This is a genomic window from Laspinema olomoucense D3b, from assembly GCF_025370785.1.
In the GTDB taxonomy this organism is placed as follows: Bacteria; Cyanobacteriota; Cyanobacteriia; order Cyanobacteriales; family Laspinemataceae; genus Laspinema; species Laspinema olomoucense.
The window spans coordinates 75,585-100,493 of the sequence record NZ_JAMXFA010000001.1 but is presented as its reverse complement, the minus strand read 5'-3'; the positions used below and the strand labels follow the sequence as shown (position 1 = coordinate 100,493).

Annotated in this window: 21 protein-coding genes and 1 tRNA gene; 15 read left to right on the top strand and 7 right to left on the bottom strand. The window is 47.7% G+C overall.

Going from position 1 to position 24,909, the window contains the following annotated elements; translation table 11 throughout:
• Nucleotides 1–125 precede the first annotated feature (125 nt).
• Together psbC and psbD are read right to left on the bottom strand one after the other, a co-directional pair.
• On the bottom strand, nucleotides 126–1,487 hold the full coding sequence (psbC, locus tag NG792_RS00415; RefSeq protein ID WP_261201797.1) for a photosystem II reaction center protein CP43: 1,362 nt from the start codon (nucleotides 1,485–1,487) through the stop codon (nucleotides 126–128).
• Between the two features lie 135 nt (nucleotides 1,488–1,622).
• Complete coding sequence (gene psbD / locus NG792_RS00410; protein WP_261200201.1) at nucleotides 1,623–2,681, bottom strand: photosystem II D2 protein (photosystem q(a) protein); 1,059 nt, start codon at nucleotides 2,679–2,681, stop codon at nucleotides 1,623–1,625.
• A gap of 434 nt (nucleotides 2,682–3,115) precedes the next feature.
• On the opposite strand from psbD, the gene NG792_RS00405 reads away from it, so the two are divergent.
• The 5 genes from NG792_RS00405 (at nucleotide 3,116) to NG792_RS00385 (ending at nucleotide 6,343) form a co-directional block, all read left to right on the top strand.
• Nucleotides 3,116–3,394, top strand: coding sequence for a UPF0367 protein family (locus NG792_RS00405; protein WP_261200202.1), 279 nt, complete (start codon nucleotides 3,116–3,118; stop codon nucleotides 3,392–3,394).
• Complete coding sequence (locus tag NG792_RS00400) at nucleotides 3,391–4,089, top strand: energy-coupling factor ABC transporter ATP-binding protein (RefSeq protein ID WP_261200203.1); 699 nt, start codon at nucleotides 3,391–3,393, stop codon at nucleotides 4,087–4,089. Before NG792_RS00405 ends, NG792_RS00400 begins: the two co-directional genes overlap by 4 nt.
• 191 nt (nucleotides 4,090–4,280) lie before the next feature.
• Entirely contained in the window at nucleotides 4,281–4,826 is a 546-nt protein-coding gene (locus tag NG792_RS00395) for an NYN domain-containing protein (protein ID WP_261200204.1), read from the top strand.
• 169 nt (nucleotides 4,827–4,995) lie between these two features.
• Nucleotides 4,996–5,067, top strand: a tRNA-Asn gene (locus NG792_RS00390).
• Nucleotides 5,068–5,155: 88 nt separating this feature from the next.
• Nucleotides 5,156–6,343, top strand: coding sequence for an aminotransferase class V-fold PLP-dependent enzyme (locus tag NG792_RS00385; protein WP_261234069.1), 1,188 nt, complete (start codon nucleotides 5,156–5,158; stop codon nucleotides 6,341–6,343).
• Nucleotides 6,344–6,358: 15 nt separating this feature from the next.
• Here the strand turns inward: NG792_RS00385 and menD are convergent, their stop codons facing one another.
• Together menD and NG792_RS00375 are read right to left on the bottom strand one after the other, a co-directional pair.
• Nucleotides 6,359–8,119 carry a 2-succinyl-5-enolpyruvyl-6-hydroxy-3-cyclohexene-1-carboxylic-acid synthase gene (gene menD / locus NG792_RS00380; protein WP_261234067.1) on the bottom strand — a complete coding sequence of 587 codons (1,761 nt, stop codon included), beginning with the start codon at nucleotides 8,117–8,119 and terminating at the stop codon, nucleotides 6,359–6,361.
• Nucleotides 8,120–8,161: 42 nt separating this feature from the next.
• A complete protein-coding gene (locus tag NG792_RS00375; protein ID WP_261200207.1) occupies nucleotides 8,162–9,586 on the bottom strand; it encodes an isochorismate synthase in 1,425 nt (474 codons plus the stop codon).
• Nucleotides 9,587–9,783: 197 nt separating this feature from the next.
• Between NG792_RS00375 and NG792_RS00370 the strand changes: the two genes are divergently transcribed.
• The 5 genes from NG792_RS00370 to NG792_RS00350 all read left to right on the top strand — a co-directional run bounded on the left by NG792_RS00370 (nucleotide 9,784) and on the right by NG792_RS00350 (nucleotide 15,634).
• Nucleotides 9,784–11,151, top strand: coding sequence for a cytochrome P450 (locus NG792_RS00370; RefSeq protein WP_261234066.1), 1,368 nt, complete (start codon nucleotides 9,784–9,786; stop codon nucleotides 11,149–11,151).
• Nucleotides 11,152–11,343: 192 nt separating this feature from the next.
• On the top strand, nucleotides 11,344–12,240 hold the full coding sequence (gene menA / locus NG792_RS00365) for a 2-carboxy-1,4-naphthoquinone phytyltransferase (protein ID WP_261234065.1): 897 nt from the start codon (nucleotides 11,344–11,346) through the stop codon (nucleotides 12,238–12,240).
• 61 nt (nucleotides 12,241–12,301) lie between these two features.
• Complete coding sequence (menH, locus tag NG792_RS00360; RefSeq protein WP_261234064.1) at nucleotides 12,302–13,111, top strand: 2-succinyl-6-hydroxy-2,4-cyclohexadiene-1-carboxylate synthase; 810 nt, start codon at nucleotides 12,302–12,304, stop codon at nucleotides 13,109–13,111.
• A 103-nt stretch (nucleotides 13,112–13,214) separates the two neighbouring features.
• Complete coding sequence (locus tag NG792_RS00355) at nucleotides 13,215–14,201, top strand: o-succinylbenzoate synthase (RefSeq protein WP_261200210.1); 987 nt, start codon at nucleotides 13,215–13,217, stop codon at nucleotides 14,199–14,201.
• A complete protein-coding gene (locus NG792_RS00350) occupies nucleotides 14,195–15,634 on the top strand; it encodes a 2-succinylbenzoate--CoA ligase (RefSeq protein ID WP_261234063.1) in 1,440 nt (479 codons plus the stop codon). Before NG792_RS00355 ends, NG792_RS00350 begins: the two co-directional genes overlap by 7 nt.
• A gap of 75 nt (nucleotides 15,635–15,709) precedes the next feature.
• On the opposite strand, the gene NG792_RS00345 is transcribed toward NG792_RS00350, so the two are convergent.
• The 3 genes from NG792_RS00345 to NG792_RS00335 form a co-directional block, all read right to left on the bottom strand.
• Entirely contained in the window at nucleotides 15,710–16,048 is a 339-nt protein-coding gene (locus NG792_RS00345) for a hypothetical protein (RefSeq protein WP_261200212.1), read from the bottom strand.
• Nucleotides 16,049–16,193: 145 nt separating this feature from the next.
• A complete protein-coding gene (locus NG792_RS00340) occupies nucleotides 16,194–16,610 on the bottom strand; it encodes an acyl-CoA thioesterase (protein WP_261234227.1) in 417 nt (138 codons plus the stop codon).
• A gap of 75 nt (nucleotides 16,611–16,685) precedes the next feature.
• Entirely contained in the window at nucleotides 16,686–18,482 is a 1,797-nt protein-coding gene (locus NG792_RS00335; RefSeq protein ID WP_261234062.1) for an AAA-like domain-containing protein, read from the bottom strand.
• Between the two features lie 159 nt (nucleotides 18,483–18,641).
• On the opposite strand from NG792_RS00335, the gene NG792_RS00330 reads away from it, so the two are divergent.
• From NG792_RS00330 to NG792_RS00310, 5 genes are all read left to right on the top strand, one after another.
• Nucleotides 18,642–19,166, top strand: a complete 525-nt coding sequence (locus NG792_RS00330) for a hypothetical protein (protein ID WP_261234061.1) — start codon at nucleotides 18,642–18,644, stop codon at nucleotides 19,164–19,166.
• 178 nt (nucleotides 19,167–19,344) lie between these two features.
• Nucleotides 19,345–20,355: a PstS family phosphate ABC transporter substrate-binding protein gene (locus NG792_RS00325; RefSeq protein ID WP_261234060.1), complete on the top strand. Its 1,011-nt coding sequence runs from the start codon at nucleotides 19,345–19,347 to the stop codon at nucleotides 20,353–20,355.
• Between the two features lie 109 nt (nucleotides 20,356–20,464).
• Nucleotides 20,465–21,022 (top strand): NfeD family protein, encoded by a 558-nt coding sequence (locus NG792_RS00320; protein ID WP_261201923.1) that lies wholly within the window; start codon nucleotides 20,465–20,467, stop codon nucleotides 21,020–21,022.
• A 55-nt stretch (nucleotides 21,023–21,077) separates the two neighbouring features.
• Nucleotides 21,078–22,013 (top strand): SPFH domain-containing protein, encoded by a 936-nt coding sequence (locus NG792_RS00315; protein ID WP_261234059.1) that lies wholly within the window; start codon nucleotides 21,078–21,080, stop codon nucleotides 22,011–22,013.
• 213 nt (nucleotides 22,014–22,226) lie between these two features.
• On the top strand, nucleotides 22,227–24,905 hold the full coding sequence (locus NG792_RS00310) for an AAA-like domain-containing protein (RefSeq protein WP_261234058.1): 2,679 nt from the start codon (nucleotides 22,227–22,229) through the stop codon (nucleotides 24,903–24,905).
• Nucleotides 24,906–24,909 lie beyond the last annotated feature (4 nt).

Here is a 24,909-nt window from a genome sequence, read left to right as displayed (position 1 = left end):
TAATAGCAAATCCCACTTCTCTAACACTTTAAAACTATCTTCCTAACAAAAAAGCTCCTGCTTTATGCAGGAGCCTTTAATGATGAACTGATTACTCGAAATTCATTCCTTCAATTCAGAAGAAATTAATCGAGTTCAGTCATGGCCAACACTGGCTCATCTTCACGGTCGATACCGCGTTCAAATCCAGCAGCAGCGGCGCGAGCGCGTCCAGCGTGCCACAGGTGACCCACTAAGAAGAAGAAGGCCAAGATGAAGTGAGAACCAGCCAACCAAGCGCGGGGATTCACATAGTTGAAGCCGTTAGCTTCAGTGATAATCCCACCCACAGAGTTGATGGAACCGTTAGGAGCGTGAGTCATATACTCAGCAGCCCGACGGATTTGCCAGGGTTGAATGTCATTTTTCAGCTTACGCAGATCCAAGCCATTCGGTCCACGGAGGGGTTCCAACCAGGGGCCACGGAAATCCCAGAAGCGCATGGTTTCACCACCGAAGATGATTTCCCCAGTAGGAGAGCGCATCAGGTATTTACCCAGACCCGTGGGGCCTTGAGCAGTACCGATGTTGGCACCTAAGCGTTGGTCACGAACCAAGAAAGTGAAGGCTTGAGCCTGAGAAGATTCAGCGTTGGTGGGGCCGTAAAATTCGCTGGGATAAGCAGTGTTGTTAAACCAAACGAAGGAAGCAGCTACAAAGCCCATTAAGGACAGAGCACCTAAGCTGTAGGACAGATAAGCTTCTCCAGACCAGATGAAGGCGCGACGCACCCAACCAAAAGGCTTGGTGAGGATGTGCCAAACACCGCCAATAATGCACGTAAAGCCAACCCAAATATGACCGCCGATGATGTCTTCCATGTTATCGACACCGATCAGCCAGCCTTCGCCACCGAAGGGAGACCGGGCTAGATAACCGAAGATCACAGCGGGGTTCAGAGTTGGGTTCGTAATCACCCGCACGTCACCGCCACCGGGTGCCCAGGTGTCATACACCCCACCAAAGAACATGGCTTTGAGCACTAGCAACAGGGCACCCAATCCCAGAACGATCAGGTGGAAGCCCAAGATGGTGGTCATCTTGTTCTTGTCGCGCCAGTCATACCCGAAGAAAGAAGAGTATTCTTCCAGGGTTTCCGGTCCGCGAACGGCGTGGTAGATACCACCGAGACCGAGAACGGCAGAAGAAATCAGGTGCAGAACACCAATAACAAAGTAGGGGAAAGTATCGATGACTTCTCCGCCCGGACCTACACCCCAGCCCAGGGTACCCAGGTGAGGCAGAAGGATTAAGCCTTGCTCATACATGGGCTTTTCAGGAATGAAGTGACCGACTTCAAATAAAGTCATCGCTCCAGCCCAGAAGACAATCAATCCAGCGTGAGCAACGTGAGCGCCCAGCAGTTTCCCGGATAAGTTGATCAGACGGGCGTTTCCAGACCACCAGGCAAACCCGGAGGTTTCTTGGTCACGTCCGCCCATGACCATCGAACTATTGAAAGATGTTTGCACGGATGAGAACCTCTTTTTGCGATCGACAACAGATGATATCGCTTGTTTAGATTTTAGGTTTTAGAGGGGAATTAAATCCAATCCAAAATCAAAAATCTGCAATTAAATTTTCTACAGAGCGTTACCGCGAGGTAGAACTTCTTCAGGGAACTCGAAGTTTTCGTGAGGCTGGTCCACGGGAGCCATCCAAGCCCGAATCCCTTCATTCAGAAGAATATTCTTGGTGTAGAAGGTTTCAAATTCCGGGTCTTCAGCAGCCCGCAGTTCTTGAGAAACAAAGTCATAGGCACGTAGGTTTAAACCTAAGCCAACGACCCCGATCGCGCTCATCCACAAGCCGGTGACTGGGACGAACAACATAAAGAAGTGTAACCAGCGCTTGTTGGAGAAAGCGACCCCAAAAATTTGGGACCAAAAACGGTTAGCGGTAACCATCGAGTAGGTTTCTTCCGCCTGAGTCGGTTCAAAGGCGCGGAAGGTGTTAGAACCTTCGCCATCTTCAAACAGGGTGTTTTCCACGGTGGCTCCGTGAATGGCGCACAGCAGTGCACCACCGAGGATACCAGCCACTCCCATCATGTGGAAGGGGTTGAGGGTCCAGTTATGGAACCCTTGGAAAAACAACAGGAAGCGGAAGATAGCCGCGACGCCAAAGCTCGGAGCAAAGAACCAGCCAGATTGACCCAAGGGGTAAATCAAGAACACGCTGACGAACACCGCAATGGGTCCGGTAAAGGCGAGTCCGTTGTAGGGACGGATCCCGAGCAAGCGGGCAATTTCCAACTGACGCAGGCAGAAGCCAATCAGACCAAAGGCCCCATGTAGGGCGACGAAGGTCCACAGACCGCCAAGTTGACACCACCGGGTGAAGTCCCCTTGAGCTTCAGGACCCCAGAGGAACAGTAGGGAATGTCCCAGACTGTTGGGGGGAGTAGAAACAGCCACGGTGAGGAAGTTGCAACCTTCTAAGTAGGAGGAGGCCAATCCGTGGGTGTACCAAGAGGTGACGAAGGTGGTGCCGGTCAGCCAGCCTCCCACTGCGAGGTAGGCGCAGGGGAAGAGTAATAGGCCAGACCAACCGATAAAGACGAAGCGATCGCGTTTTAGCCAGTCGTCGAGGACGTCAAACCATCCCCGCTCTGCCTGTGCGCGTCCGACTGCAATCGTCATAACGCAAAATCTCCAAATTAAATATGACTACGCTTAACTCTTTATGAGCGTTTTCGTCCTGGGTTTCTGCCAGCCATAGCAGAAAATGGGCGATCGCGGTTCAAGAGTTTACGTTTCTTTACTATGTTTCTCATTATAGGGGGAAACCTGAAAATTTTTAAACCCTTTCATCTAAAAATTTTATGAAGAGTGACGCTATGGGTTTGGAGGTGGGGGTGGGGCTCACGGAGGGGACTTTTCTCTAGAACGGGTGATGCCAGCAGCCCACTTGATTCCCTGGGTTTGGCCTTGGGGAGGGCCACAGTGAGCAGAAACCGGGCAGGGATAGGGGGGCGATCGCCAGTTAATTTGGGTCGTTCATTTCCAGACATCCCCGGAATGCTGAGATTTTGGGATACTAGAAAGGTGCGGTCCAATGAACTTTGCCACAAATCATGTTTACGATTGACTTAACCCTGAAACACACCCCTTTACCTCTATCGGTGCAACGGAAGACTATCGAAGATGCCGAGACCCTCTACCAGCAGGTGGTCGGAGCGATGCGCTCAGGGAGTTCTGAGATTTTGGAACTCACCTGCGAGAAAATGCCCGAGAAAAAAATCGCCGTCTTTATTAATCAGCTCACAGCGGTGCAAATCTCTGAAAAGTCTGGTGCGGCGGCGGCAGGCAAAGCGCCTGGATTTGCAGCGTTGGTGGAATCCCTGAGTCAATGAACCCCCAGTCTCCCAGTGACGATCGCCCTGGGGCGATCGTTGTGCAGGACCTCTGCTTTAACTGGCCCTCTGGAACAGAGGTTTTAAAATCCTGCTCCTTGGCAGTTCCCCAGGGCGAATTTTGGATGCTCTTGGGGACCAATGGCAGTGGAAAATCCACGTTACTCCGGTTACTGGCTGGTTTGCTCACCCCTCGGGATGGTCAAATTTCCATTTCTCGTCCGGTGGGGTTCGTGTTCCAAAACCCGGATCATCAGTTAGTGATGCCCACAGTCGGAGCCGATGTCGCCTTTGGGTTGGTGGAGGAAAATCTCACCCTGGCTCAAACTCGCCATCGCGTGGAAGAAGCCCTCACAGCGGTCAACTTACTCGCTCTGCAACGACGTCCGATCTATGCTCTGAGTGGAGGTCAAAAGCAGCGGGTGGCTATTGCTGGGGCGATCGCCCGCCATTGCGAGGTTCTGCTGTTAGATGAGCCAACCGCTTTACTAGACCCAGACAGTCAGTTAGACCTGGTGGCTCAAGTCCAACGGTTGGTCAAAAGCCGAGGTTTAACGGCGCTGTGGGTCACCCATCGTTTTGAGGAATTAGCCTATTGCGATGGGGCTTTCCTGCTGGAGCGGGGTCGGATGGTCGCGCAGGGAAATCCACAGCCTCTGATCCAACGGTTGATGGAATCTGAGGACTTAGAGTGATACCGAGGGCCGTGACTGCTACTTTTAGGAGTCGCGGTCCTTTCCCCTTGGAAAGATATTGTTATGCTTGGCGTTAGTTTAGTTTTAAAATTTTAAACTAAATTTAAGTTTGGATTAGGACAAAAAATGATAAAATGCGAAGCACCTAGTCTGATTCTGAGTAAATAGTAAACAAATGTAAAGATAACGCCATGCCACGCTCCTCAGCGCGACCTTTATTGCTCGTGGATGGATACAACATCATAGGACTATGGTCGAAGCTCAAAACCAAGCGAGACTTGGACGGGTTAGAAGCATCCCGCCGAGAACTAATCGAGTCGCTGATCAACTACAGCGCCTTTGAAGGATTAGATACTCTGGTGGTTTTTGATGCTCATTCTCGGCATGAGCCAAGCTATACCGAAGTCATATCGAAAAGTTTATCCGTCTGCTACACCGACTTTGGGCAAACCGCAGATACCTATATTGAAAAAACCTGTGCCACCTTTCGGCGAAATTTGGGAAACCTCCATCGCCGGTTAATTGTGGCGACCTCTGATCGGGCTCAACAGCAAACGGTTTTAGGATATGGGGCCGAATGGATGTCAGCGCTTCAGTTCGCCCAATCGATAGAAGCGACGGAACGCCGTTGCCGGAGTAAACAGAAAACCCGCAACCAACCCTCTAGCCGGTTTCTGGTCTCGGGACTGGATGCGGAAGCCCAACAGCGACTCGCTCAGTTGCGACGGGGTTTGTAGGGGGGTCAAAACTCTATGGCCCGTTGACTTGAGAGGCGATCGCCACCTATACCCAATCAGAATAAATCCCCACGTTCAAAAAAAAATCAAAAATTTTTGGAAAAGGGGTTGCCAAAATCCGAAAGGTATGTGTATTATTAATAACGGTGAGCCAAGCAAACCGAAACGTTCCTCGGTAGCTCAGTGGTAGAGCGGTCGGCTGTTAACCGATTGGTCGTAGGTTCGAATCCTACCCGGGGAGTTTATTAATTTTAGACTTTGGACTGAAGAGATTAGATTGAATTCCAATCTAATCTCTTCAGATTCAAGGTTTAAAAATATAGAAGATTATGTTGGAAAACACGAATTTAGAAGGGCCGAGACCCACCGAATTTTCGGCGTATTGGTCCCTAGACCCGCAGATCACTTTTTTGAATCACGGTTCTTTTGGGGCCTGTCCCTTTCCGGTGTTAGAAGCCCAGGAACAGGTGCGGCAGCAGCTAGAACGGGAACCTGTAAGGTTTTTCGTGCGCGAATTTGAGCCACTTCTGGATCAAGCGCGGGAACAGTTAGCCCAATTTGTCGGGGTAGATGGGCGGGACTTGGTTTTTGTGCCCAATGCAACAACGGGTGTGAATTCTGTGCTGCGATCGCTCCAGTTTAACCCCGGAGACGAGTTACTGACTACGGACCATGAGTACAACGCCAGTCGCAACGCCTTAGAATTTGTTGCCGATCGCGCTGATGCCCGAATTGTGGTGGCCCCAGTTCCCTTCCCCCTCGCGGACCAGCAGGAGATTGTCGATGCGGTCATGGGACGGGTCACCGAAAAAACCAAACTCGTTCTCTTAGACCATATTAGTAGCCAAACTGGATTAATTTTTCCCATTGAGGAACTCATTCAGCAGCTTTCTCAATATGGGATTGATACTCTGATTGATGGCGCACACGCACCCGGGATGCTACCTCTGAACTTATCAGAAATTGGGGCGACCTACTATAGCGGCAACTGTCATAAATGGTTGTCTGCACCAAAAGGGGCAGCCTTTTTGTACGTTCGGGGCGATCGCCAGCAGCAAATTCGACCCCTTACCATCAGTCATGGGGCCAATTCCCCCCGGACTGATAAATCTCGCTTCCAACTGGAATTTGATTGGACCGGAACTGGGGACCCCTCGGCTTATTTAGCCGTTCCTGCGGCTATTCAGTTTATGGGGTCCCTCCTGCCTGGGGGGTGGGCCGAATTAATGTTAAGAAACCATCAGCTCGTTTTGTCCGCAAGGCAGATGCTTTGCGAAACTCTGGGAGTCGAAATACCGGCCCCCTCAGACTTAATTGGATCGATGGCTTGTATTCCAATTCCTGATGGATCCGCCGACGAATTACATGATCAACTGTTCGATCGCCATCAGATTGAATTACAGGTGATGCCTTGGCCGAAATCGCCCCAACGAGTCATACGAATTTCAGCTCAGATTTATAATATTTTTGAGCAATATCAACAGTTGGCGGCAGTGTTGGAGCAGGTGCTAGGGTGATTCAACCTACAGCTTCTATAAGGGTGATGAAATCGCTTCTGCAAAGCGTTGAAATTGGTCTTGTCGCCATTTAACATCGAGGTTGCGATCGCTTTTTACCTCTAGGACTCGAATACCCGAACTTGGTAAAGGATTTAACAGGGATTGTAATTGCTGCCAAGACTCAATCCTCTGATATTCAATATCATAGCAGGCACATAACCGGCCAAAATTGATGTTTTGGGGGGTGGCAAAAAATTCGGTGAAGGGGGGGTCAAATTTAGCAATAGGTAACATTCCAAAAATGCCACCGCCGTTATTATTTATTAAAATTATTGTTAAATGTCCTTGAAAATACTGACGGATTAAAAATCCATTGGTGTCATGTAAAAGGGCTAAATCTCCCGTTAACATGACGCTACTTTGATGGCGATGGGCGATGCCTAAGGCGGTAGATAATGTTCCGTCAATGCCGTTTGCGCCTCGGTTGACAAAGGGTCGGATATGGCGGTTACCCGGTTTCCAGAAATATTCGATATCTCGGACGGGCATACTATTGGCAATAAACAGGGGAGTTTCTGGGGGTAAATGTTGAGAAATCAGCCATGCGACTTTGGGTTCAATTAGGTGGGGAATGGATGATAGGGTGGTATCGATTTTCTCTCGGGTTTGGCGTTCTGAATTACACCATTGTTGTAGATAGAGGGTGGGGGAAGGATTTGGGGGGATGGGATTTAAGCTGGCGGCAAGGGAGTCGATCGCCATTCGTAAGGGAATCGTGTGGCCATGTAGGGGGTCAAGGTTGCGATCGCTCTCGGTGACTAAAAAGGTTAAAGGTTGAGTGGTTTCTAGCCAACTGCGAAGGGTTTTGCTGGTGGGTAATTCACCAATTTGAATCGCCATTTCTGGGGTGAGTTTTTCGGCAATTATGGGATTTCTGAGGATAAAATCATAAGTAGAAATTAAATAGGGGTTGAGGTCGGCATAATTGCGGAGGGGGGATAATCCTTCGGCAAGTACCGGCCAATTTAAGGTTTTAGAAAGATGGGCGATCGCCTGACAATAGTCTCTAGGATTTTGGGGTTGGGCGATGCCAGCAATGATGATTCCCCGTTGGCAGTTTTGCCATTGTTGGAGAGGGGATGGGGGGGATGGGGGAGATAGGGGGGATGGGGGAGATGGGGGGAGATGGGTAAAGAATTCTTCGGGTTGGAAGGTTGCTGCTAAATCGGCGGCTTGGGGTTCCGGGAAAGGGGCTAATGGATCGCGAAACGGGAGATTCAAATGGACGGGACCGGGAACGGGAAATAAGGTTTTTTCCCAAGCATGAATTAGGGTTTGGCGGAGATAGCGCAGTTGTTTTAGTTCTAAAGAGGGCGTGGCTAATTCCGTTTGCCAGTTGGGATAATGTCCATACAGTTTAATTTGGTCAATGGTTTGACCGGAATGGCAATCGCGCAGTTCTGGGGGCCGGTCTGCGGTTAAAATTAATAAGGGAACGCGGCTTTCTTTTGCTTCTATAATTGCAGGATAAAAATTTGCTCCAGCGGTTCCGGAGGTGCAAACTAGGACAACGGGTTTGCCGGTTTGTTTGGCTTGTCCTAATGCCAAAAAACTGGCCGATCGCTCATCTAAAATGGGGATGGCTTCAATGTGCGGATGAGTGGCAAAGGCTACGGTTAAAGGGGTGGAACGGGAACCGGGACAGACGATAGCGGTAGTTAATCCGAGGCGTTGGAATGTTTCGGCTAAAATAGAAGCCCAAACGGTGTTAGTATTGCGGAAATCTATTGGCATTCTTAAGGGGAAAAGGAATCCTGATGGTCCCGGTGATTAAGGTTAAACTAAGGCTTTTAACAGAGTTTTGAGCTTCAGTTGCACTTCGGCTAATTCTTTGTCTGGGTCCGACCCGGCAACAATTCCGGCCCCGGCATATAATCGGGCGCGATCGCCTTCAATTAAAGCCGACCGAATGCCGACAATAAATTCACAGTTACCATAGCCATCAATCCAGCCTAATGGGGCGGCATATAAGCCGCGATCGAAGGCTTCATACCGGCGAATTTCTTGACAAGCGGTATCCCGAGGAACGCCAGCAACGGCGGGAGTGGGATGGAGGTCAGCTAAAATGTCTAAGGGATGAATGCCGGGGGGTAAGGTGGCTTGGATGGGTGTCCATAAATGTTGAATATTGGACAGTTGTAATAACAACAATTGTGGGGGGATGTTGGGAGTTAGCCCTAAATGGGTTAGGCGATCGCAGATAAAATCAATCACCACTCGATGTTCATGAATTTCTTTCTTGCTGGATAACAGCAGTTTGGCTAATTCTGCATCTTCTCCGGATGTTTTACCTCGCGGGGCAGAACCGGCTAAGGCATCGGTGATTAATTGGTGATTATAAATGGCAAGTAGGCGTTCTGGACTGGCCCCGATAAAATTGGTGCCGCCACCGTTTCCCGTGGCAAAGGTGTAGCAATCGGGGTAAAGTCGGCGTAAATTATTGAGAGATTTAACCAAATTGATGGGAAGGGGAAAGTTTAAATCAATGGCATCGGCTAAAACGATTTTATTTAAAGTTTTGTTGTTAATCCGGTTTAGGGCGGAATAAACAGATTTTCTAAAATTGTCCGTGGGTTTAAAATCGTGTTTCTGTAAAGATTGGTTGGGAAAATTTACCGGATCTAGCCAGCGAGAATTGGCCCACCGAATTTGGGTGAGTTTATTACATAAATCTTGATGTAAGGCTTTAATATTATCTCGGGCCGATAGGGAAAAGTTGGCGACGAACACAGAACGGTTGTGACATCGGGCGACTTGCCAACGGGGTAATAACACCGTGGCGCAAGGAAAGGCTGATTCTGGGGGGCGCAGGTCGTCAAAAAAGGTAAAGTTACAAAAAAAGTGGGGTCCGGCAAACGGGAGGTCGGTGGCCCCGGTGGTAATGGTATTGGCCAGACAGGATTGGATAAAGGTTTGCGCTTTAACAAATCGCGAGGAACCCGAGGGGACATGAAAGGTGATCGCCGCCCCGATCGCCGCGATCGCTTCCCCTTTATTGCCATTTTCAAAATAAAAATGTGGGTCCTCCGGTTGGGCGATCGCTTGGCATACCGCTAGGGGGTCCAGAGGGGGAAGTTCCAGGGATAGGGTGGCAATCTGGGGGCATTCTTTCTCAACGGATACCTGCTGACAAGCGACAAGGAACTGATAAAGATCCTTGCGGTCTGGCTTCATGTTGGTATCAGACGGTACAACTAGCATGGAGAAAAGGATGGCTTCTTGGGCTGGTTGGGGGAAATAGCCCCCGGTTTGCGGAGGGTACCCTCAAAAGTACCTCCTATCTATCTAACCATCGCACGGTTGAATCGTACACGCGCACTTGATGGGGACATCTACCCGGTAAAATAGATCCCGCATTCTCAGCATTGTATGTCACTGAGGGATTTACAGGGGGTTCAATGAAGTTGCCAGCAGGCCCTAGGATACCGTTTTTTCTGCAAGCGCTACAAATGATTGCCAATCCAGTGGCTTATCTGGAACGGAATGCCAGTCGCTATGGTGACCCTTTCACCCTGCATTTATTGGGGGGAAACTCTCCTCCGGTGGTGTTTTTGAGTCATCCAGAGGGGATTCAACAGATTTTTACCTCGGCGGCAGGGGCGTTTGAGTTAGGCAAAATCACCGACCCCTTTCGCCCCCTCACTGGGTCTCAATCCCTGATTATGCAGGATGGGGCCAAGCATCAAGGAACGCGCCAGCTTTTGATGCCGCCTTTACATGGGGAACGGTTGCAAAGTTATGGCAACCAGATTTGTGATATTACAGCGGAGGCGATCGCCCATTGGCAACCGGGTTCTAATCTGAATCTGCGTCAGGCCCTGTCGTCGATTTCTCTCAAAACGATTTTGCGGGTGGTGTTTGGCATGAACCCAGGGGAACGTGCCCACCAACTCGAACTCCTGATTGAACCGTTTTTAGAGTCGGTGAACTCTACCCTCAACTCGGTGCAATTTTTTTGGAATCCGTTACAGCAAGATTTGGGTCCCTGGAGTCCTTGGGGGAAATTTCTGCGCCAACAGCAGCAAATTGATGAGTTAATTTATGCAGAAATCCGCGATCGCCGGGGTCAAACTGATGGCAGTGATGTCCTTTCCATGCTGATGTCGGCGCAAGATCAGGCGGGAGAGGGAATGGGGGAGGCGGAATTACGCGATCAGTTGATTACCCTGCTGTTGTTGGGTCATGATACGACAGCATCGGCCCTGACTTGGGCGTTTTATTGGATTCATCAGGATTCCGAGGTGCGATCGCAGTTGGTGGCGGAACTGGATAGTCTGGGAAGTCACCCCAACCCGATGGCAGTGGCGCAATTGCCCTTTCTGCAAGCGGTTTGTCAAGAGGCCCTCCGTCTGTATCCCATCGCCTTAATTTCTCAACCTCGGGTGGTAAAGGAATCGGTGGAAATCCAGGGGTATGAATTTGCCCCGGGGACGGTGTTGGTTCCTTGCATTTATTTAGCCCATCGGCGTCCGGATGTCTATCCGGAACCGTTGGCATTTAAGCCTCAGCGGTTTTGCGATCGCAAGTTTTCACCCTATCAATATTTTCCTTTTGGCGGTGGGAGTCGCAGTTGTATCGGTATGGCCCTAGCGATGTATGAGATGAAGTTGGTCCTGGCAACGGTCCTCTCTCGCTATGAATTGGCCCTGTGCGATAAAGGTCCGATTCGCCCTCACCGTCGGGGGATTACCTTTGTCCCCTCGGCTAATTTTCAATTGGTGGTGACACAGCGGCGATCGGCTGTTTTGTCCGCAGCGATGGGATAGGGTCCCATCCGGTAGTTATCGTAAAAACCCACACCCTCAAGGGTGGGGGTTTTTACAGACCTTTGACAACCGGATTCCGTAGGAGACCACCGGATTGCGTATTAATTCTTAATTTTTATTTCATCCTCTCAGACTTTTCTATCCTCCATCGTAAAATGATGGGGCTGGTTGGAAGAATAATAGGAATAATCAATGACAACTCAGACCATTCAGCCCTCGAATTACAAATTATGGTTAGCTGCTATTAAACCTCCCATGTATAGTGTGGCAATTATGCCAATTTGGGTGGGAACTGCGGTGGCTTGGTATGAGCATCATTCCCTGAACTGGTCGATATTTTCCACCTTTATTAGTTCGGCCATTTTAATTTTGGCTTGGGAAAATATTAGCAATGATGTATTTGATTCCGACACGGGAATTGACAAAAAAAAGCAGCACTCTTTAGTTAATTTAACGGGAAATAAATCTTTGATTTTTTGGGCCGGAAACTTGTGCTTAGCCCTGGGTATTTTAGGAATTGGCGCAATTTGTTGGTGGCAACAAGATTTAACAGTCCTGGGGTTAATTCTGCTTTGTTGTGTCTTGGGCTATATGTATCAGGGTCCCCCGTTTCGATTGGGGTATCAAGGATTGGGGGAATTTCTCTGTTTTTTTGCCTTTGGTCCTCTGGGGGTTTCGGCGGCTTATTATAGTCAAGTCCAAAGTTGGTCCAGCCTGAGTATATTGGCTTCCCTTGTGGTGGGAATTGCGACCACTTTGGTGTTATTCTGTTCCCATTTTCACCAGGTGGAGGATGATTTAGCCGCCGGGAAGCGATCGCCTTTGGTTCGCATGGGGACTCTGCGAGGTGCTCAACTCTTGCCCTGGTTTTGTGGGAGTATTTTCGCGATTACAGGGGTTTTGGTGACGATGGGTAGCTTCCCAGTTTGGACATTACTCTGTTTTGCGGGGTTGCCTTCGAGTCTGAAACTTTGCCGTCATGTTGCTACTTATCATGACAGTCCTGACCAAGTGAGTAACTGCAAATTTATTGCGATCGCCGTTCATTTTTGGAGTGGGTTATTGTTAGGTCTGGGATTTATTCTGTAAGGATATTTGCCGGTCATCAAATTTTAAAATAGGGGTGGGGGACGGTTTTTCTGTCCCCCTCATGTTGATAAAAATGCCCAGTTTGTATCAGTTTAATTATGAAATTTTCGGAAACACCCAAAACCCTTTAATTTTATTTTTGCATGGCTTTATGGGTAAGGGTGATAATTTTTTTGAAGTAATTCAGCATCTATCCGATAAATTTTGCTGTGTGACCGTAGATTTGCCTGGGCATGGGAAAACTCGAATTTTTGGCGGAGATGAATGTTATCAAATGTCTCAGACAGCCCAAGGGTTAATTGAGTTATTAGATGAGTTAGGAATTGGACGGTGTTATTTACTGGGATATTCAATGGGAGGGCGATTGGCATTGTATTTAACCCTACATTTCCCGGAACGCTTTGAAAAAGTGATTTTAGAATCCGCTTCACCAGGTTTGCAGTCTGCCGAGGGGCGATCGCAACGTCGTCATCGGGATGAAATTCTCGCCCACCAACTGGAAACGGGCGATTTTTACTCATTTTTAAGTCAGTGGTATCAGCAACCCTTGTTTGAGTCACTTCGCCATCACCCTTCCTTCGATCGCCTCTTCCAGAATCGGTTGCAAAATCAGCCCAAAACCTTAGCAATTTCGCTGCGACAGATGGGAAGCGGCAGGCAACCCTCCCTCTGGGAAATGCTGGCGTCTGAACCCGTTCCCCTGCTGTTACTTGTGGGAGAATGGGATAAGAAATTTCAAGAAATTAATCATAAAATTACCCAAGTCTGTTCCCTTGCCCAAATGGAAATTATCCCCGATAGCGGGCATACTATCCATTTGGAAAATCCCTCTGCCTATCTCAAATCAGTGATAAAATTCTTTTCAGGTTAGGGTGATCACCCCTTCATGAGGAGGGGTTCGGTGAAACGGATGGGATAGCTGTCCCCCACTGGCTGATACTTTCCTCCCTCTTTCATGGCAACCGCATCATATTATGAATTATAAATTCGAGTTTCGTCCCTATCAACGCAAGTTTAAACGCCCTCTACAAACCAGTCATGGGACTTGGGAAATTCGGGAGGGAATTATTCTGCGCCTAACTGCTGATAACGGGAAGATCGGTTTGGGTGAAATTGCACCCATTGGCTGGTTTGGTTCGGAAACGTTCTTAGAAGCTTTAGACTATTGTCGTAACCTGCCGGATGTGATTAGCGATCGCACTATTTTTTCCCTTCCCCCAAACTTACCCGCTTGTCAATTTGGCTTAGAATCAGCCTGGGAATCTGCTACCTTAAAAACTGACTTCAAATCGGCTTTTTCGGAAGACCAAACTCCCTCCTCCCGATCAAACTATAGCGGATTATTACCCGGGGGAGAAGGGGCTTTACTCGGGCGTCAAATCCTCTGGATGCAAGGATATCGCACTTTTAAATGGAAAATTGGTGTCTTGCCATTTCAGCGAGAAGTACGCATTTTGCAGGAACTGGCGATCGCCTTGCAGCAAGCCACTGGCGATCACCCGGTTTCCCTCCGCCTCGATGCCAATGGGGGACTCAGTTTGGCGGAGGCTGAAGCATGGCTGCAAATCTGCGATCAACTCGGCGGAATCCTGGAATATTTGGAACAACCTCTGCCGGTGACGGAGTTGGAGGCGATGGTGGGGTTGCTTGATCGGTTTTCAACGCCGATCGCTTTAGATGAATCCATCGCTACTTTGCCCCAAATGCAATCCGTCTATCGCCAAGGTTGGCGGGGAATTTATGTGATTAAACCCTGTATCGCCGGTTCTCCCTCGGAATTGCGGCAGTTTTGCCATTTAAACAAAATTGATGCGGTTTTCTCTTCGGTATTTGAGACAGAAGTTGGCAGAAAAGTAGCTTTGAAATTAGCGGGAGAAATTCAACATTCTAGCCAACGGGCCCTCGGGTTCGGGGTGGATCATTTATTGGAATCGGAGAAATTTTTAGAAGACTTATGGTAGAGTTTTTCTGGGGAACCTTCCCCACAATTAAACCAGGTGCTATCCCAACTCAGGCAGGGGGGCTGGGTTGGTCAAAATCAGATTTAATCCCCTGGATGGAGGAAGAACCAGGACCTTTAGGGACGACTGCCTGGGAGTTCTTTTCCCAATTAACCCAGGGTAAAATTCCCCAGACTCTGTTACTAGCAGAACGAGATCCAGTCAGATTTTTAGCGGGTTTTATTGCAGCGGTTGCCGCTGAGTGTCCCCTGTTTTTAGGCAATCCTAACTGGGTTGATCAGGAATGGCAGTCGGCTATCCAACAGATTCAACCGGACCGAATATGGCATCAGGGGCAGGACTTTCCCGGAAAGGCTTGTCAAAATCCCCCGGATACTGTCCCCTCGGGAATTATGATTCCCACCGGGGGTTCTTCGGGTCAATTGCGCTTTGCGATTCATACTTGGGACACTTTGATGGCATCGGTGGCTGGATTTACCCAGTATTTCCAACTCACTGAGGTTAATTCCTGCTGTGTTTTACCCCTATTTCATGTCAGCGGTTTGATGCAATTTCTCCGGTCTTTCACCACCGGAGGAAGGTTTATAAATATTTTTGATTATAAAAGCATTGTAGAGCAAACGGCTTCTAAAATCAATCCGGAAGAGTTTTTTATTTCCCTAGTTCCGACTCAATTAAATAGACTTTTAAATACTCCCGAATCTATCAATTATTTGTCACGATTTCAGACAGTTTTGTTAGGAGGTGCACCGGCATGGCCGGAATTAATGGAACGGGCGAGACAGTACAATATTTCCCTTTCTCCCACCTACGGCATGACGGAAACTGCTTCCCAAATTGTTACCCTCAAACCGGCGGAGTTTCTGGCAGGAAATCCGAGTTGTGGGCGATTGTTGCCTCATGCCAAAATTACGATTACGAATCTTGAAGGGGAAGCGTTAGAAGTGGGTAAAACGGGGATGATTACCATCCAAGCTGATTCTCTAGCAAAGGGGTATTATCCTAGGGAAAATTTAGCCTCATTTTCCTCGGATTTGAATTCGTTTCAATCCGATGATTTGGGGTTTATGGATGAAGCGGGGTATTTAACTGTGGTGGGACGCCACAGCGATAAAATTATTAGTGGGGGTGAAAATATTTACCCGGCAGAAGTGGAGGCGGCGATTCTGGGGACTGGTTTGGTTGAAGATGTCTGTGCGATCGCTGTACCGGATCGCGATTGGGGCCAAGTGGTGACAGCGGTTTATGTTCCCAAGGGCGTAGTGGAGTCGGAGGCGATCGCCTCGTTACTCACCGCTACCTTATCACCCTTTAAGCGTCCTAAATATTGGGTACAAATAGACAGTTTGCCTCGGAATAATCGGGGGAAAATATCCAGAAGTTTCGTTCAAGAAATGGTTTTAATTCAACTCTCCCATCAGGTGACACCGTAAACAAAAACCCATTTGAAAGGCAATATTCGGGTTTCAAAAGGAGATTAAAGGGTCACTTTAAGTAATGGAATGGTCTTAATTTTCCCGCATCACATGGGGAAATTCCATGTGATAAACCTGTTCCCAAAGATATTTTACATAGGACTGATTAGACGGCACAATTCGGCGATCGTAGGCCAAATCCGCCGCCGCCCGATCTAAAATTCGTACATCAATCGGGTTGAGTCGTTGCCGTCTTTTACTCGAACTGAGTAACCAGACAATTTGAAACATGGTTTCTGGGGCAGCAGTGGTATTTGGATTTGACCAGGCCCTTGCTAAGGGCTGACTCTCGTTACTCTCATTAATCCGATCGGTCCGGTCCCAATAGCCTAATTGCCGAATCTGTTCGTAAAGTTCTTGTTCGATTTTCATTATTGCTAAGTGTTCTACAAGGAAAGTATCGTGGGCGCTCTGTCGAGTCCACGGTGTTCTTATTGAGATATAGTTATAATATTAAACTTTGATTAAAACCGTATTAAGATTTACAAATTTTTGTGAATTTTTTAAAATTTTACCCTCACTCGGACCAACTCTCGATCCAGTGAATCATTGCCCGAGGCAGGGGTTGGCGGGTTCGCAGTTGGGGATCAATGGAAACGTGTTCAGTTCGCCCTTTTGCCAGGGGGCGTTCTTTAGGCTTTGAGGCAGCCTGGATCACGTAGGTAATTTCAAAGCGATCGCCAGTAAGGGCGTGAGGGGTCAGGGCGATCGCCACTTCGTCCCCACAAAACAGGGGCTGAAAAAAGTCAATATCGGCATGAACAATCGGAATGGCAGCCTTGGGGTTATTAAAAAAAGTTCGCAACTCTATCCCCGTTGCCATCAGGGATGCCTCGTATGCTTCATGGCAGATGGAGAGAAGATTGGCAAAATAGACGACCCCAGCAGCATCAGTATCTGCAAAGCGAATTGTGCGAGAGTAAGAAAAGGACATGGGCGGTTTTACGGAACGCATTGGCATCCAGAATAGCCGATCGCCGTCCCCGTTTTCCCCCATCCCCAAGGGATTCTAATCTTTAAGGCGATCGCCAAAATACTCGGCATATAACCGACATCTGGGAGTGCAATCATTGCCCCTCATTTTGACTAATCCCATACTCTGCAATTTAAACCCTTGTTCCCCAGGCAAGCGGACTGGATCTACCTGGGCAACTACCGCTTTCATGGCTTGAGTTAGAGGGGGATATTTTTCTAAATTCCACAAATGCCGACGCAAGTGATCCCCATATAATCCTGTTTCTGTCGGTGATTCTTGCACCAATTGAGTGAGAGTTACATCTTTTCGGGCAATATGATAGAGGGCTAATCGCACTAAATAGGGATGTCCCCCGACTAATTCCATTAATGTTTCCACCTGATTGCTATGCCACTGGAGATCATGCCGTTGGGCTAATTCCGTGACTTGGGCGGGAGTAAATTCAGGTAATTCTATGGGCAATCCCACATTAAAGGGGGATTTGTTGACATCTAAGGGGATGTAAACTTCGCTGGAATACACGACAATCAAGCGGAACTGTTTCCAAATATCTCGCCGTTTCGCTTCTTCATGTAGCGATCGCAATAAGCCAAAAAAATCATCGGCAATCTCAGGAAATTCAAACAGGCGATCGACTTCATCTAATCCTAGGGTCAACGGACCGTTGAGTTCCGGGAGTAAATATTGCTCAAAATAGGCTTTGCAACTTTGGTTACTGCCGATCGCCTCTGCTAATTGGGAATACTTCGCCAATCGTTCTAAATCTAATCGGTCCAACTCCAAGCTAACGCTGGCATAAAACCACTGTAAAAAGGTATTTAAACTGCTAAATACCCGGCGATCGGCCAGTTGCAAACTCACCGCCACGGTTTGCGAACCCTCTTGTTCGGCATGATGGAGAATTCGCGCCATTAATGACGTTTTGCCCATCTGTCGCGGGGCTTTAATGCGGATTAATGCCCCCGGTTGGGTGATAGTTTCATAACAGCGGGATTCAATCGGAGGGCGATTGATATAAAAGGTAGAAGCAATTTCTACCTGTCCCTCGGGCAATTCTGGAGGGGCAAGGGGAAGGGGAACTTCGGCAATTGCCCCGGATGAATGATTCAGAGTCCGAGGTAAGCCTTGAACTGCCCAAGGATAACCCGAACCTAACGCAATACGTCCTTCGCCTAAGAGGCTAATTAAGTCAGAAATCATCGCATTTGTATCCCCGTCATGCCGCCATTGCCAGGGTTGAATTCCTTCTAATAAATGCTGTAATTCAAAAGGAATCCCTGGGGGCTGTCCTAGGTTTTGATAAATCGGTAATATCGCCAGTTTTTGCGGATTCATTCTCTGCAACTCTCGCCCTTGTCGGACTTGTTCCCACACTAATTCGCTTTCTAAGCTGTTAGGAGATAAGAGTAAGAGTAGATAATCAAACGATTCTAGGGCAAGGGTATAGTCTTGTAGGGATGAAGTTTTGTTCAGGGTTGCTTGGGGTAAAATTACCTCATGCCCCGCTGTACTTAACCCCTGGTAAAATTGCAGCGAGAGGGAAGAAGGCGCGCGATCGCTAATTAAAATTTTCCAAGAGTGGGGAGATTCGGGGAGAGGTAAAGAATTATCCTCAAAATCTGCAATATCCCGCCATTCTCGCGCCAAAACTCGACAGAGTTCGATAAAATTGGCAAAATCTACAGGTTTACCATTCAGGAAATTACTCACCGTAGATTGGGCAAAACCCAACTCTTCCGCAAGGATTTTTTGACTGGGAAACCCATGACGTAATAATGAGGATTTGAGGGTAGAAATACAGGAAGGACGCACCTTTAGGGATCGGGGCATAATGGCGAAACCGGAAGACACCACCCTGATTTTAAACGGCAGCGTTCCCAAAGTCGATGAGAAGTCGATGAAGTTTAAAATAACTCAGGGGGGTACTCGCCGGGGGAATCTCTAGGATGGAAGAATGTAAACCCCGGGAGGAGGGTTGTCCTCTGTGAGATGAAAGAACAGGTACATGAGATGATTGTTATTAAAAAAACCCCGACGCAACTCCAACTCCGACATCGCCCTTATTTCGTCTGGCTGATTTCTGGGGGTTTGGTTCTGGGACTGCCGTTTTTGTTGCTGGCAGTCGGTTCTTTTTTAACCTGGATTGTTCATCTGTGGTGGATACCTTTACTGTTATTGTTGACCCTTGGGATGGGAAATTTTACCTTAGTTTGCTGGGGCCCTGTGGTAACTTGTACCCTGGATAAACAGTGCGATCGCCTGATTTTGAAGTATGATCGGGCGATCGCTTCTAAACGGATTGAATATTCCCTCGCCGAAATCCGAGAGATTTTAATAGAATCTCGTACTTGGGAGGGAGATATTCCCCAAGACTTTCAGATTGTTTTATTTTTAAAGAATGGAGGATTTATCCCTTTAGAGGGGGTGAGTTCCAGTTGGCAAACTCATCAAGAAACCGCCAATATCATTCGCGCTTTTATAGGTTTACCCCAGCCCAATTTATTCAAGGGATAAAAACATCGGGGGTGATCCGGTATTCAACGTCCTAACTTTAGTCGAAATCCGGTTTGATGCTTGATAGCGATTCCTCCCTCGTCGCCTAGTAGCTTAATGAAAGTTAAATATCCAGAAATAATTAAAGCCTGGATGTTCTGATATAATAAACCCAAAAAACTGGATAGATGAGGAATCTATGTCTGCCAAAAAAGAAACAACTACGCTAATTATAGCCCTAGTAATCGCCCTAGGGTTGATGGGTGCCTCAGTCTGGTGGCTGACGAAAGAATTAGACTGGGGACGACGATTATTGACGGACTCAGAAAATCCCACCCCGTCCGAAGAAATCGTTAATCCCGGGGGAGAAACTTACCCGGAAACTTTAGCCGAGGTGCAGAACGTTCCTAGAGGATTATTTAGTCACGGGGGGAGTAGCACTTGGGTGTCAATACGGGTCGCCGTAGACCCCGCCATTCAAACAGTTTGGCCGCAGTTTCAACTCCGTTATACTGATCCAGTCAGAGGTGCACCGAGTTCAGGAACGGGCATTCAAATGTTATTAGATAATCAACTCACCTTTGCGATGTCGGCTAGACCAATTTCCGATGCGGAATATCAAAAAGCGAGGGATAGAGGGTTTACGCTGAAAGAAATTCCCGTTGCCATTGATGGGATTGCGATCGTGGTCCATCCCTCTTTACCCATTTCCCGGATCACGATAGAGCAATTTGATGCAATTTATGCGGGAGAAATTACCAATTGGAATCAAGTGGGCGGACCGGATTTAAAAATTCAACCCTATGGCAAAATTGACCGAGATTCTAACCCGAGTGTTATTTTAACCTCCACAACCACCGAAGCCTTAAGGGGAGTGGCTTCAAATCTCGGGGGAATTTATTGGGCTTCTGCACCCTTGCTGGTGTCTCAATGCATGGTAAAACCCTTAGCTGTGGGACGGACTTCTAATAACTTTGTCCCGCCTTATAAATTGCCCTTTGTTCCGCTGTCGGAATGTCCTCAGCGGCGCAATGAAGTGAATTTAGATGTGTTTAGAAGCGGAGAATATCCTTGGAGTCGGCGATTGGTGGTGGTTGTTAAAGAAAATGGGCAACTTGACCAACAAGCGGGGGAGACTTATGCCAAATTTTTGTTAACTGAACAGGGGCAAGAATTAATTCGGAAAGCGGGATTTGTGAGTTTACGCTAAAACTCAAATCGATAGAAACTCGAAGGGAACTCAAAGAACTCAGTGTGGATCTCAGTCAGTCCCAGGATGTAATGAGAAAAACAGCGAATCGAGTTTGGAGGAAGTTCCAATGGTAACTGATTTTTCTGCGATCGCCCTACTAACCATGCCGATACAAAGTGCAACGATGAGTGTATATGCTTTGTTGCCGATGCCTGTAAGTCCGCCTAGCTGGTTAAGGCCCCTATTCTGGGGGCTAACGGGTGTGAGCTTTTGTGCGATTGAGTTAGTGGTCCGAAAATATTTCGGTCATAAATATAAGGCGATCGCCTTAAGTATGGGAATTACAGCCCTGATTATGGTCCTCGGGTTCTCCTGGGTACTGATGGTGGTTCGGTTTAAGTGGCAAGTTCTCTATTGGATGGGATTGTCTACGGTTTCGGTGATTTGGTTACGTCCAATGTTTATCCAAAGCAAAAGGGCGATCGCCGTCCCGGATGCAACCGAAGCTAAAACCCTATCCTCGATCTTACCCGGGGAAGTCGGGCGAGTCCTCTATGAAGGCAGTTCCTGGCTCGCACAATGTGATGTTCGTGACTTGGCGATCGCCGCTAACCAAAAAGTGTACGTCTTACGCTGCGAAGGCAACACCCTCATTGTCATTCCTCAACAGCTTTTTCATTCTTAGGCCCTATACATTCCATTACTCCATTCAGTTCACCCACCCCATCAGGAGTTTTATCATGTACGAATCCTTATTTTTAATCTTTCTCGCCGTAACTGGAACCTCCCTCGCCGGTAGCGTCAAAATCATCAAACAAGGGGATGAAGCTTTAGTGGAAACCCTCGGCAAATATGACGGCAAGAAACTCCAACCCGGACTCAATTTTATGATTCCTTTCCTGGAACAAGTCGCCTATCAAGAAACCACTCGCGAGCAATTTCTCGATATTCCTCCTCAAACCTGCATGACCCGGGATAACGTTTCGATTAGCGTGGATGCCGTTGTTTATTGGCGGATTTTAAACATTGAAAAAGCTTATTATAAAGTTAAAAACCTTCAGTCTGCAATGGTCACTTTGGTAACCACCTTAATTCGCTCAGAAATGAGCAAATTAAAACTAGAACAAACTTTCATGGCCCGTAGTGATGTGAATGAATTACTCTTACAGCAACTCGATATCGCGACCGAACCTTGGGGAATTAAAGTAACCCGAGTCGAATTACGAGATATTATTCCGTCTCTATTTGTCCGAGAAGCGATGGAATTGCAAATGTCATCGGAACGGAAAAAACAAGCCGCAATTCTCACTTCAGAAGGACAACGAGAAGCCGCGATTAATAATGCGAAAGGGGAAGCAGAGGCCCGGATTTTACAAGCGAAAGCAAGGCAGCAAGCGGCACTTTTGCAAGCTGAAGCGCAACAACAGCAACAAGTGCTGAATGCTAAAGGCACAGCCGAAGCCGTTTCCACCCTCGCCAAAACCCTAGAATCTGACCCCTACGCTACGGAAGCGATGCAATTTTTATTGGCTCAAACTTATCTGGATATATCCCTAAAAATGGGTGGAGAGGGAAAAGGAACTATCCCCGATCCACGTCAGATCCCAGCTACCTTAGACGGCGTGCGATCGCTCGTTTCTCAGCAGAATAATGGCAAAGTCAAGCAGTTGTCTTGACCTCTTTAAACCCTGGGTTAGAATTAGTGACAATACCTGGCAGGGGATAAAACAATTGGCGGCTTACCAGAATCAAGTCAGTTTCAACCGACTAAACGTCTTATAGTATGTTGTTTTTAGTCGGTTTTTAACCGAATGCAAGCTATGAGGCCGCCACTCGTTTTAACCTCCGCCGGTTGTTGCAACGGGTGCAAAATCTCAGGTCTATCTAAATTGAGATATTTTGTTTTTAATTTAGCCCTCACTATGCAAAAAGGAACTTATTATCAAGCGGGAGGAAGTTTGCCGGAAACTTCTCCTACCTATGTGATGCGAAAAGCTGATTCTAATTTCTATGAAAAGTTAAAAATTGGCGAGTTTTGTTACATTCTTAATTCTCGGCAGATGGGAAAATCTAGCTTGCTGGTGCGAACAGTGCAGCGTCTAACTGCTGAGGGAGTTGCCTGTGCTACGATTGATATTTCTGATATTGGTAGTAAACAAATTTCTCTCGAACAATGGTATGGAGGCGTTGCCTATAAACTCACCAGCAATTTTAATTTATTAGATGCTTTGGAGTTTATGAACTGGTGGCAGGACCGGGAGTCAATTTCTCCAGTTCATCGTTTGGGGGAACTGATTGAAACGGTGTTGTTGCAACAGGTTTTTCAGCGAATTGTGATTTTTATTGATGAAATTGATAGCGTGTTAAGCGTGAATGAATCTTTGGAAGACTTTTTTGCCTTAATTCGGTCTTGCTACAATAAGCGATCGCAAAATTCCCATTACGATCGCCTGACTTTTGCCCTCTTGGGAGTTGCCACCCCCTCGGATTTAATTAGCGATCGCACTCGTACCCCCTTTAATATCGGCCATGCGATTGATTTATCGGGCTTTCAACTCAATGAAGTCCAACCGCTAGTCGCTGGATTAGCTGCTATCGTGGCTAATCCCCAAGAAGTCATCCACCAGATTCTCCATTGGACTGGGGGACAACCTTTTTTAACCCAAAAATTATGTCAATTGGTTCTTGAAACGGGAAAAGTTAGCCCCGAATTTTTACCCCAATCCGGCAATGAAGCAGAATGGGTCGAAGGATTCATTAAAACCCAAATCATTGACAATTGGGAATCTCGGGACGAACCGGCACATCTGCGAACTGTTCGCGATCGCCTCTTGAGAAACCCACAACGGGCGGGACGTTTACTAGGATGCTATCAAAAAATCTTACAATTTAAAGCAATCCCCGCCGATGATAGTCCGGAACAAACCGAATTACGCCTATCTGGTTTAGTCCGAGTTGTAGACGTAAACTTAACCCTTAGCAATCCCATTTATGCTGCAATTTTTAACCCCAAATGGGTGGAAAAATCCTTATTTGATTTGCGTCCTTATGCCGAAGCATTAGCAGCCTGGTTGCAATCCAACTGCCAGGATACTTCCCGCTTACTGAGAGGAAAAGCCTTACAAGATGCCGGTGAATGGGCCAAAGGGAAAAATTTGAGCGATCGCGATTATCAATTTTTAGCCGCCAGTCAAGAAGCCGAATTAAGCGAATTTCGCAAAGATGCGGAACAAACTGAGTTCAAAATTCAGCAACTTTATCGAGAAAAAGAATTATTAGAAAAACTCACTCAGGAACAAAATCTCCGGGAAATCAGCGACGCCAAACTTCAAGAATATCGGGACCATCTCTCCCAACGTATAATCGCCTTAAGCGGTGCAATTATTGCTATTTTGTCATTCCTAATTGGCGTATTTTGGGTTAATAAATCCATTGATAGAACCCATACAAAACTTAATGCCATTGCCTTGCTTTCTCAAGTTTTAATTGCGGAAAATAAAGCAGAACTGGCCCTGATAGAAAGCCTGGAAGCCGCCCAAGAACTCAAGGCATTTATTGGGGTCAACTCCGCCACTCAGTTCCGCGTGGCCCTAGGGTTACATCAGGCGATCTATGGTTTCATCGAACCCGATCGCCTCCTCCATCCTCACCCAGCGATCGCCCTGGAATTTACCCCCAACGGTCAGGGAATCGTCACGGCTACCCCTCATACTGTTACCCTGTGGAATGGCGATCGCACCGTTGCCCAGAATTTAGACAATATTCCCAGTCCAATCCACCGCATTGCTATCAGTTTTAACCGCCAAATCCTCGCAGTCGCAACCCCGGATCATCCCCTGCAATTCTGGACAACCACCGGAAAAAAATTACCCCTGACAATCCCTCATTCAAGTCCCATCACCGATGTGAGTTTTAGTCCCAAAACAGAGGCGATCGCCACCGCAGAAGAAAAAACCGTGAAAATTTGGCGGATCAAAGATGGAAAATTGCTGCAAACCTGGACAGAACATCAGGATCAAGTCTTATCCGTGAGGTTTTCACCCAACGGCAAAACCCTCGCTTCTGCCAGTAGCGATCGCCGGATATTCCTTCGCAGAACCAGCGATGGTAAATTGATTCATCTCCTCGAAGGACATGGCGATCGCGTCGTTGCCATTCGCTTCAGTCCCGATGGTCAATTATTAGCCTCCGCCAGTGATGATGGCACCGTCCGACTCTGGCGAGAAACCGATGGTAAATTATTAAGTATTCTCCCACATTCTAGCCCCGTCACTAGCCTCAATTTCCACCCCGATTCCCAAATCCTTGCCACCGGAACTGCTGAGGGGACCGTTAACCTCTGGAACCGAGACGGCAGTTTCCTCACTCCCTTACGCGGACATCAACAAGCCATCACTCATGTATCCTGGTCTCCAGAAGGGGGAGAATTAGCCTCCACCAGTGACGATGGAACGGCGATCGTTTGGAACCTGGAACTGGATGATTTAGTGCGTCAGGGTTGCCAGTTATTGGGCGATCGGTCCATCCCCCATTCCATCCCCCCCACCCGCCTCAAAGCCTGTTTTTAAGGGC

Coding starts and splice junctions, on each gene's coding strand:
- psbC (WP_261201797.1), bottom strand. CDS start 1,487: ATGGTCATGGGCGGACGTGACCAAGAAACCTCCGGGTTTGCCTGGTGG.
- psbD (WP_261200201.1), bottom strand. CDS start 2,681: ATGACGATTGCAGTCGGACGCGCACAGGCAGAGCGGGGATGGTTTGAC.
- NG792_RS00405 (WP_261200202.1), top strand. CDS start 3,116: ATGTTTACGATTGACTTAACCCTGAAACACACCCCTTTACCTCTATCG.
- NG792_RS00400 (WP_261200203.1), top strand. CDS start 3,391: ATGAACCCCCAGTCTCCCAGTGACGATCGCCCTGGGGCGATCGTTGTG.
- NG792_RS00395 (WP_261200204.1), top strand. CDS start 4,281: ATGCCACGCTCCTCAGCGCGACCTTTATTGCTCGTGGATGGATACAAC.
- NG792_RS00385 (WP_261234069.1), top strand. CDS start 5,156: ATGTTGGAAAACACGAATTTAGAAGGGCCGAGACCCACCGAATTTTCG.
- menD (WP_261234067.1), bottom strand. CDS start 8,119: ATGCCAATAGATTTCCGCAATACTAACACCGTTTGGGCTTCTATTTTA.
- NG792_RS00375 (WP_261200207.1), bottom strand. CDS start 9,586: ATGCTAGTTGTACCGTCTGATACCAACATGAAGCCAGACCGCAAGGAT.
- NG792_RS00370 (WP_261234066.1), top strand. CDS start 9,784: ATGAAGTTGCCAGCAGGCCCTAGGATACCGTTTTTTCTGCAAGCGCTA.
- menA (WP_261234065.1), top strand. CDS start 11,344: ATGACAACTCAGACCATTCAGCCCTCGAATTACAAATTATGGTTAGCT.
- menH (WP_261234064.1), top strand. CDS start 12,302: ATGTTGATAAAAATGCCCAGTTTGTATCAGTTTAATTATGAAATTTTC.
- NG792_RS00355 (WP_261200210.1), top strand. CDS start 13,215: ATGAATTATAAATTCGAGTTTCGTCCCTATCAACGCAAGTTTAAACGC.
- NG792_RS00350 (WP_261234063.1), top strand. CDS start 14,195: ATGGTAGAGTTTTTCTGGGGAACCTTCCCCACAATTAAACCAGGTGCT.
- NG792_RS00345 (WP_261200212.1), bottom strand. CDS start 16,048: ATGAAAATCGAACAAGAACTTTACGAACAGATTCGGCAATTAGGCTAT.
- NG792_RS00340 (WP_261234227.1), bottom strand. CDS start 16,610: ATGTCCTTTTCTTACTCTCGCACAATTCGCTTTGCAGATACTGATGCT.
- NG792_RS00335 (WP_261234062.1), bottom strand. CDS start 18,482: ATGCCCCGATCCCTAAAGGTGCGTCCTTCCTGTATTTCTACCCTCAAA.
- NG792_RS00330 (WP_261234061.1), top strand. CDS start 18,642: ATGAAAGAACAGGTACATGAGATGATTGTTATTAAAAAAACCCCGACG.
- NG792_RS00325 (WP_261234060.1), top strand. CDS start 19,345: ATGTCTGCCAAAAAAGAAACAACTACGCTAATTATAGCCCTAGTAATC.
- NG792_RS00320 (WP_261201923.1), top strand. CDS start 20,465: ATGGTAACTGATTTTTCTGCGATCGCCCTACTAACCATGCCGATACAA.
- NG792_RS00315 (WP_261234059.1), top strand. CDS start 21,078: ATGTACGAATCCTTATTTTTAATCTTTCTCGCCGTAACTGGAACCTCC.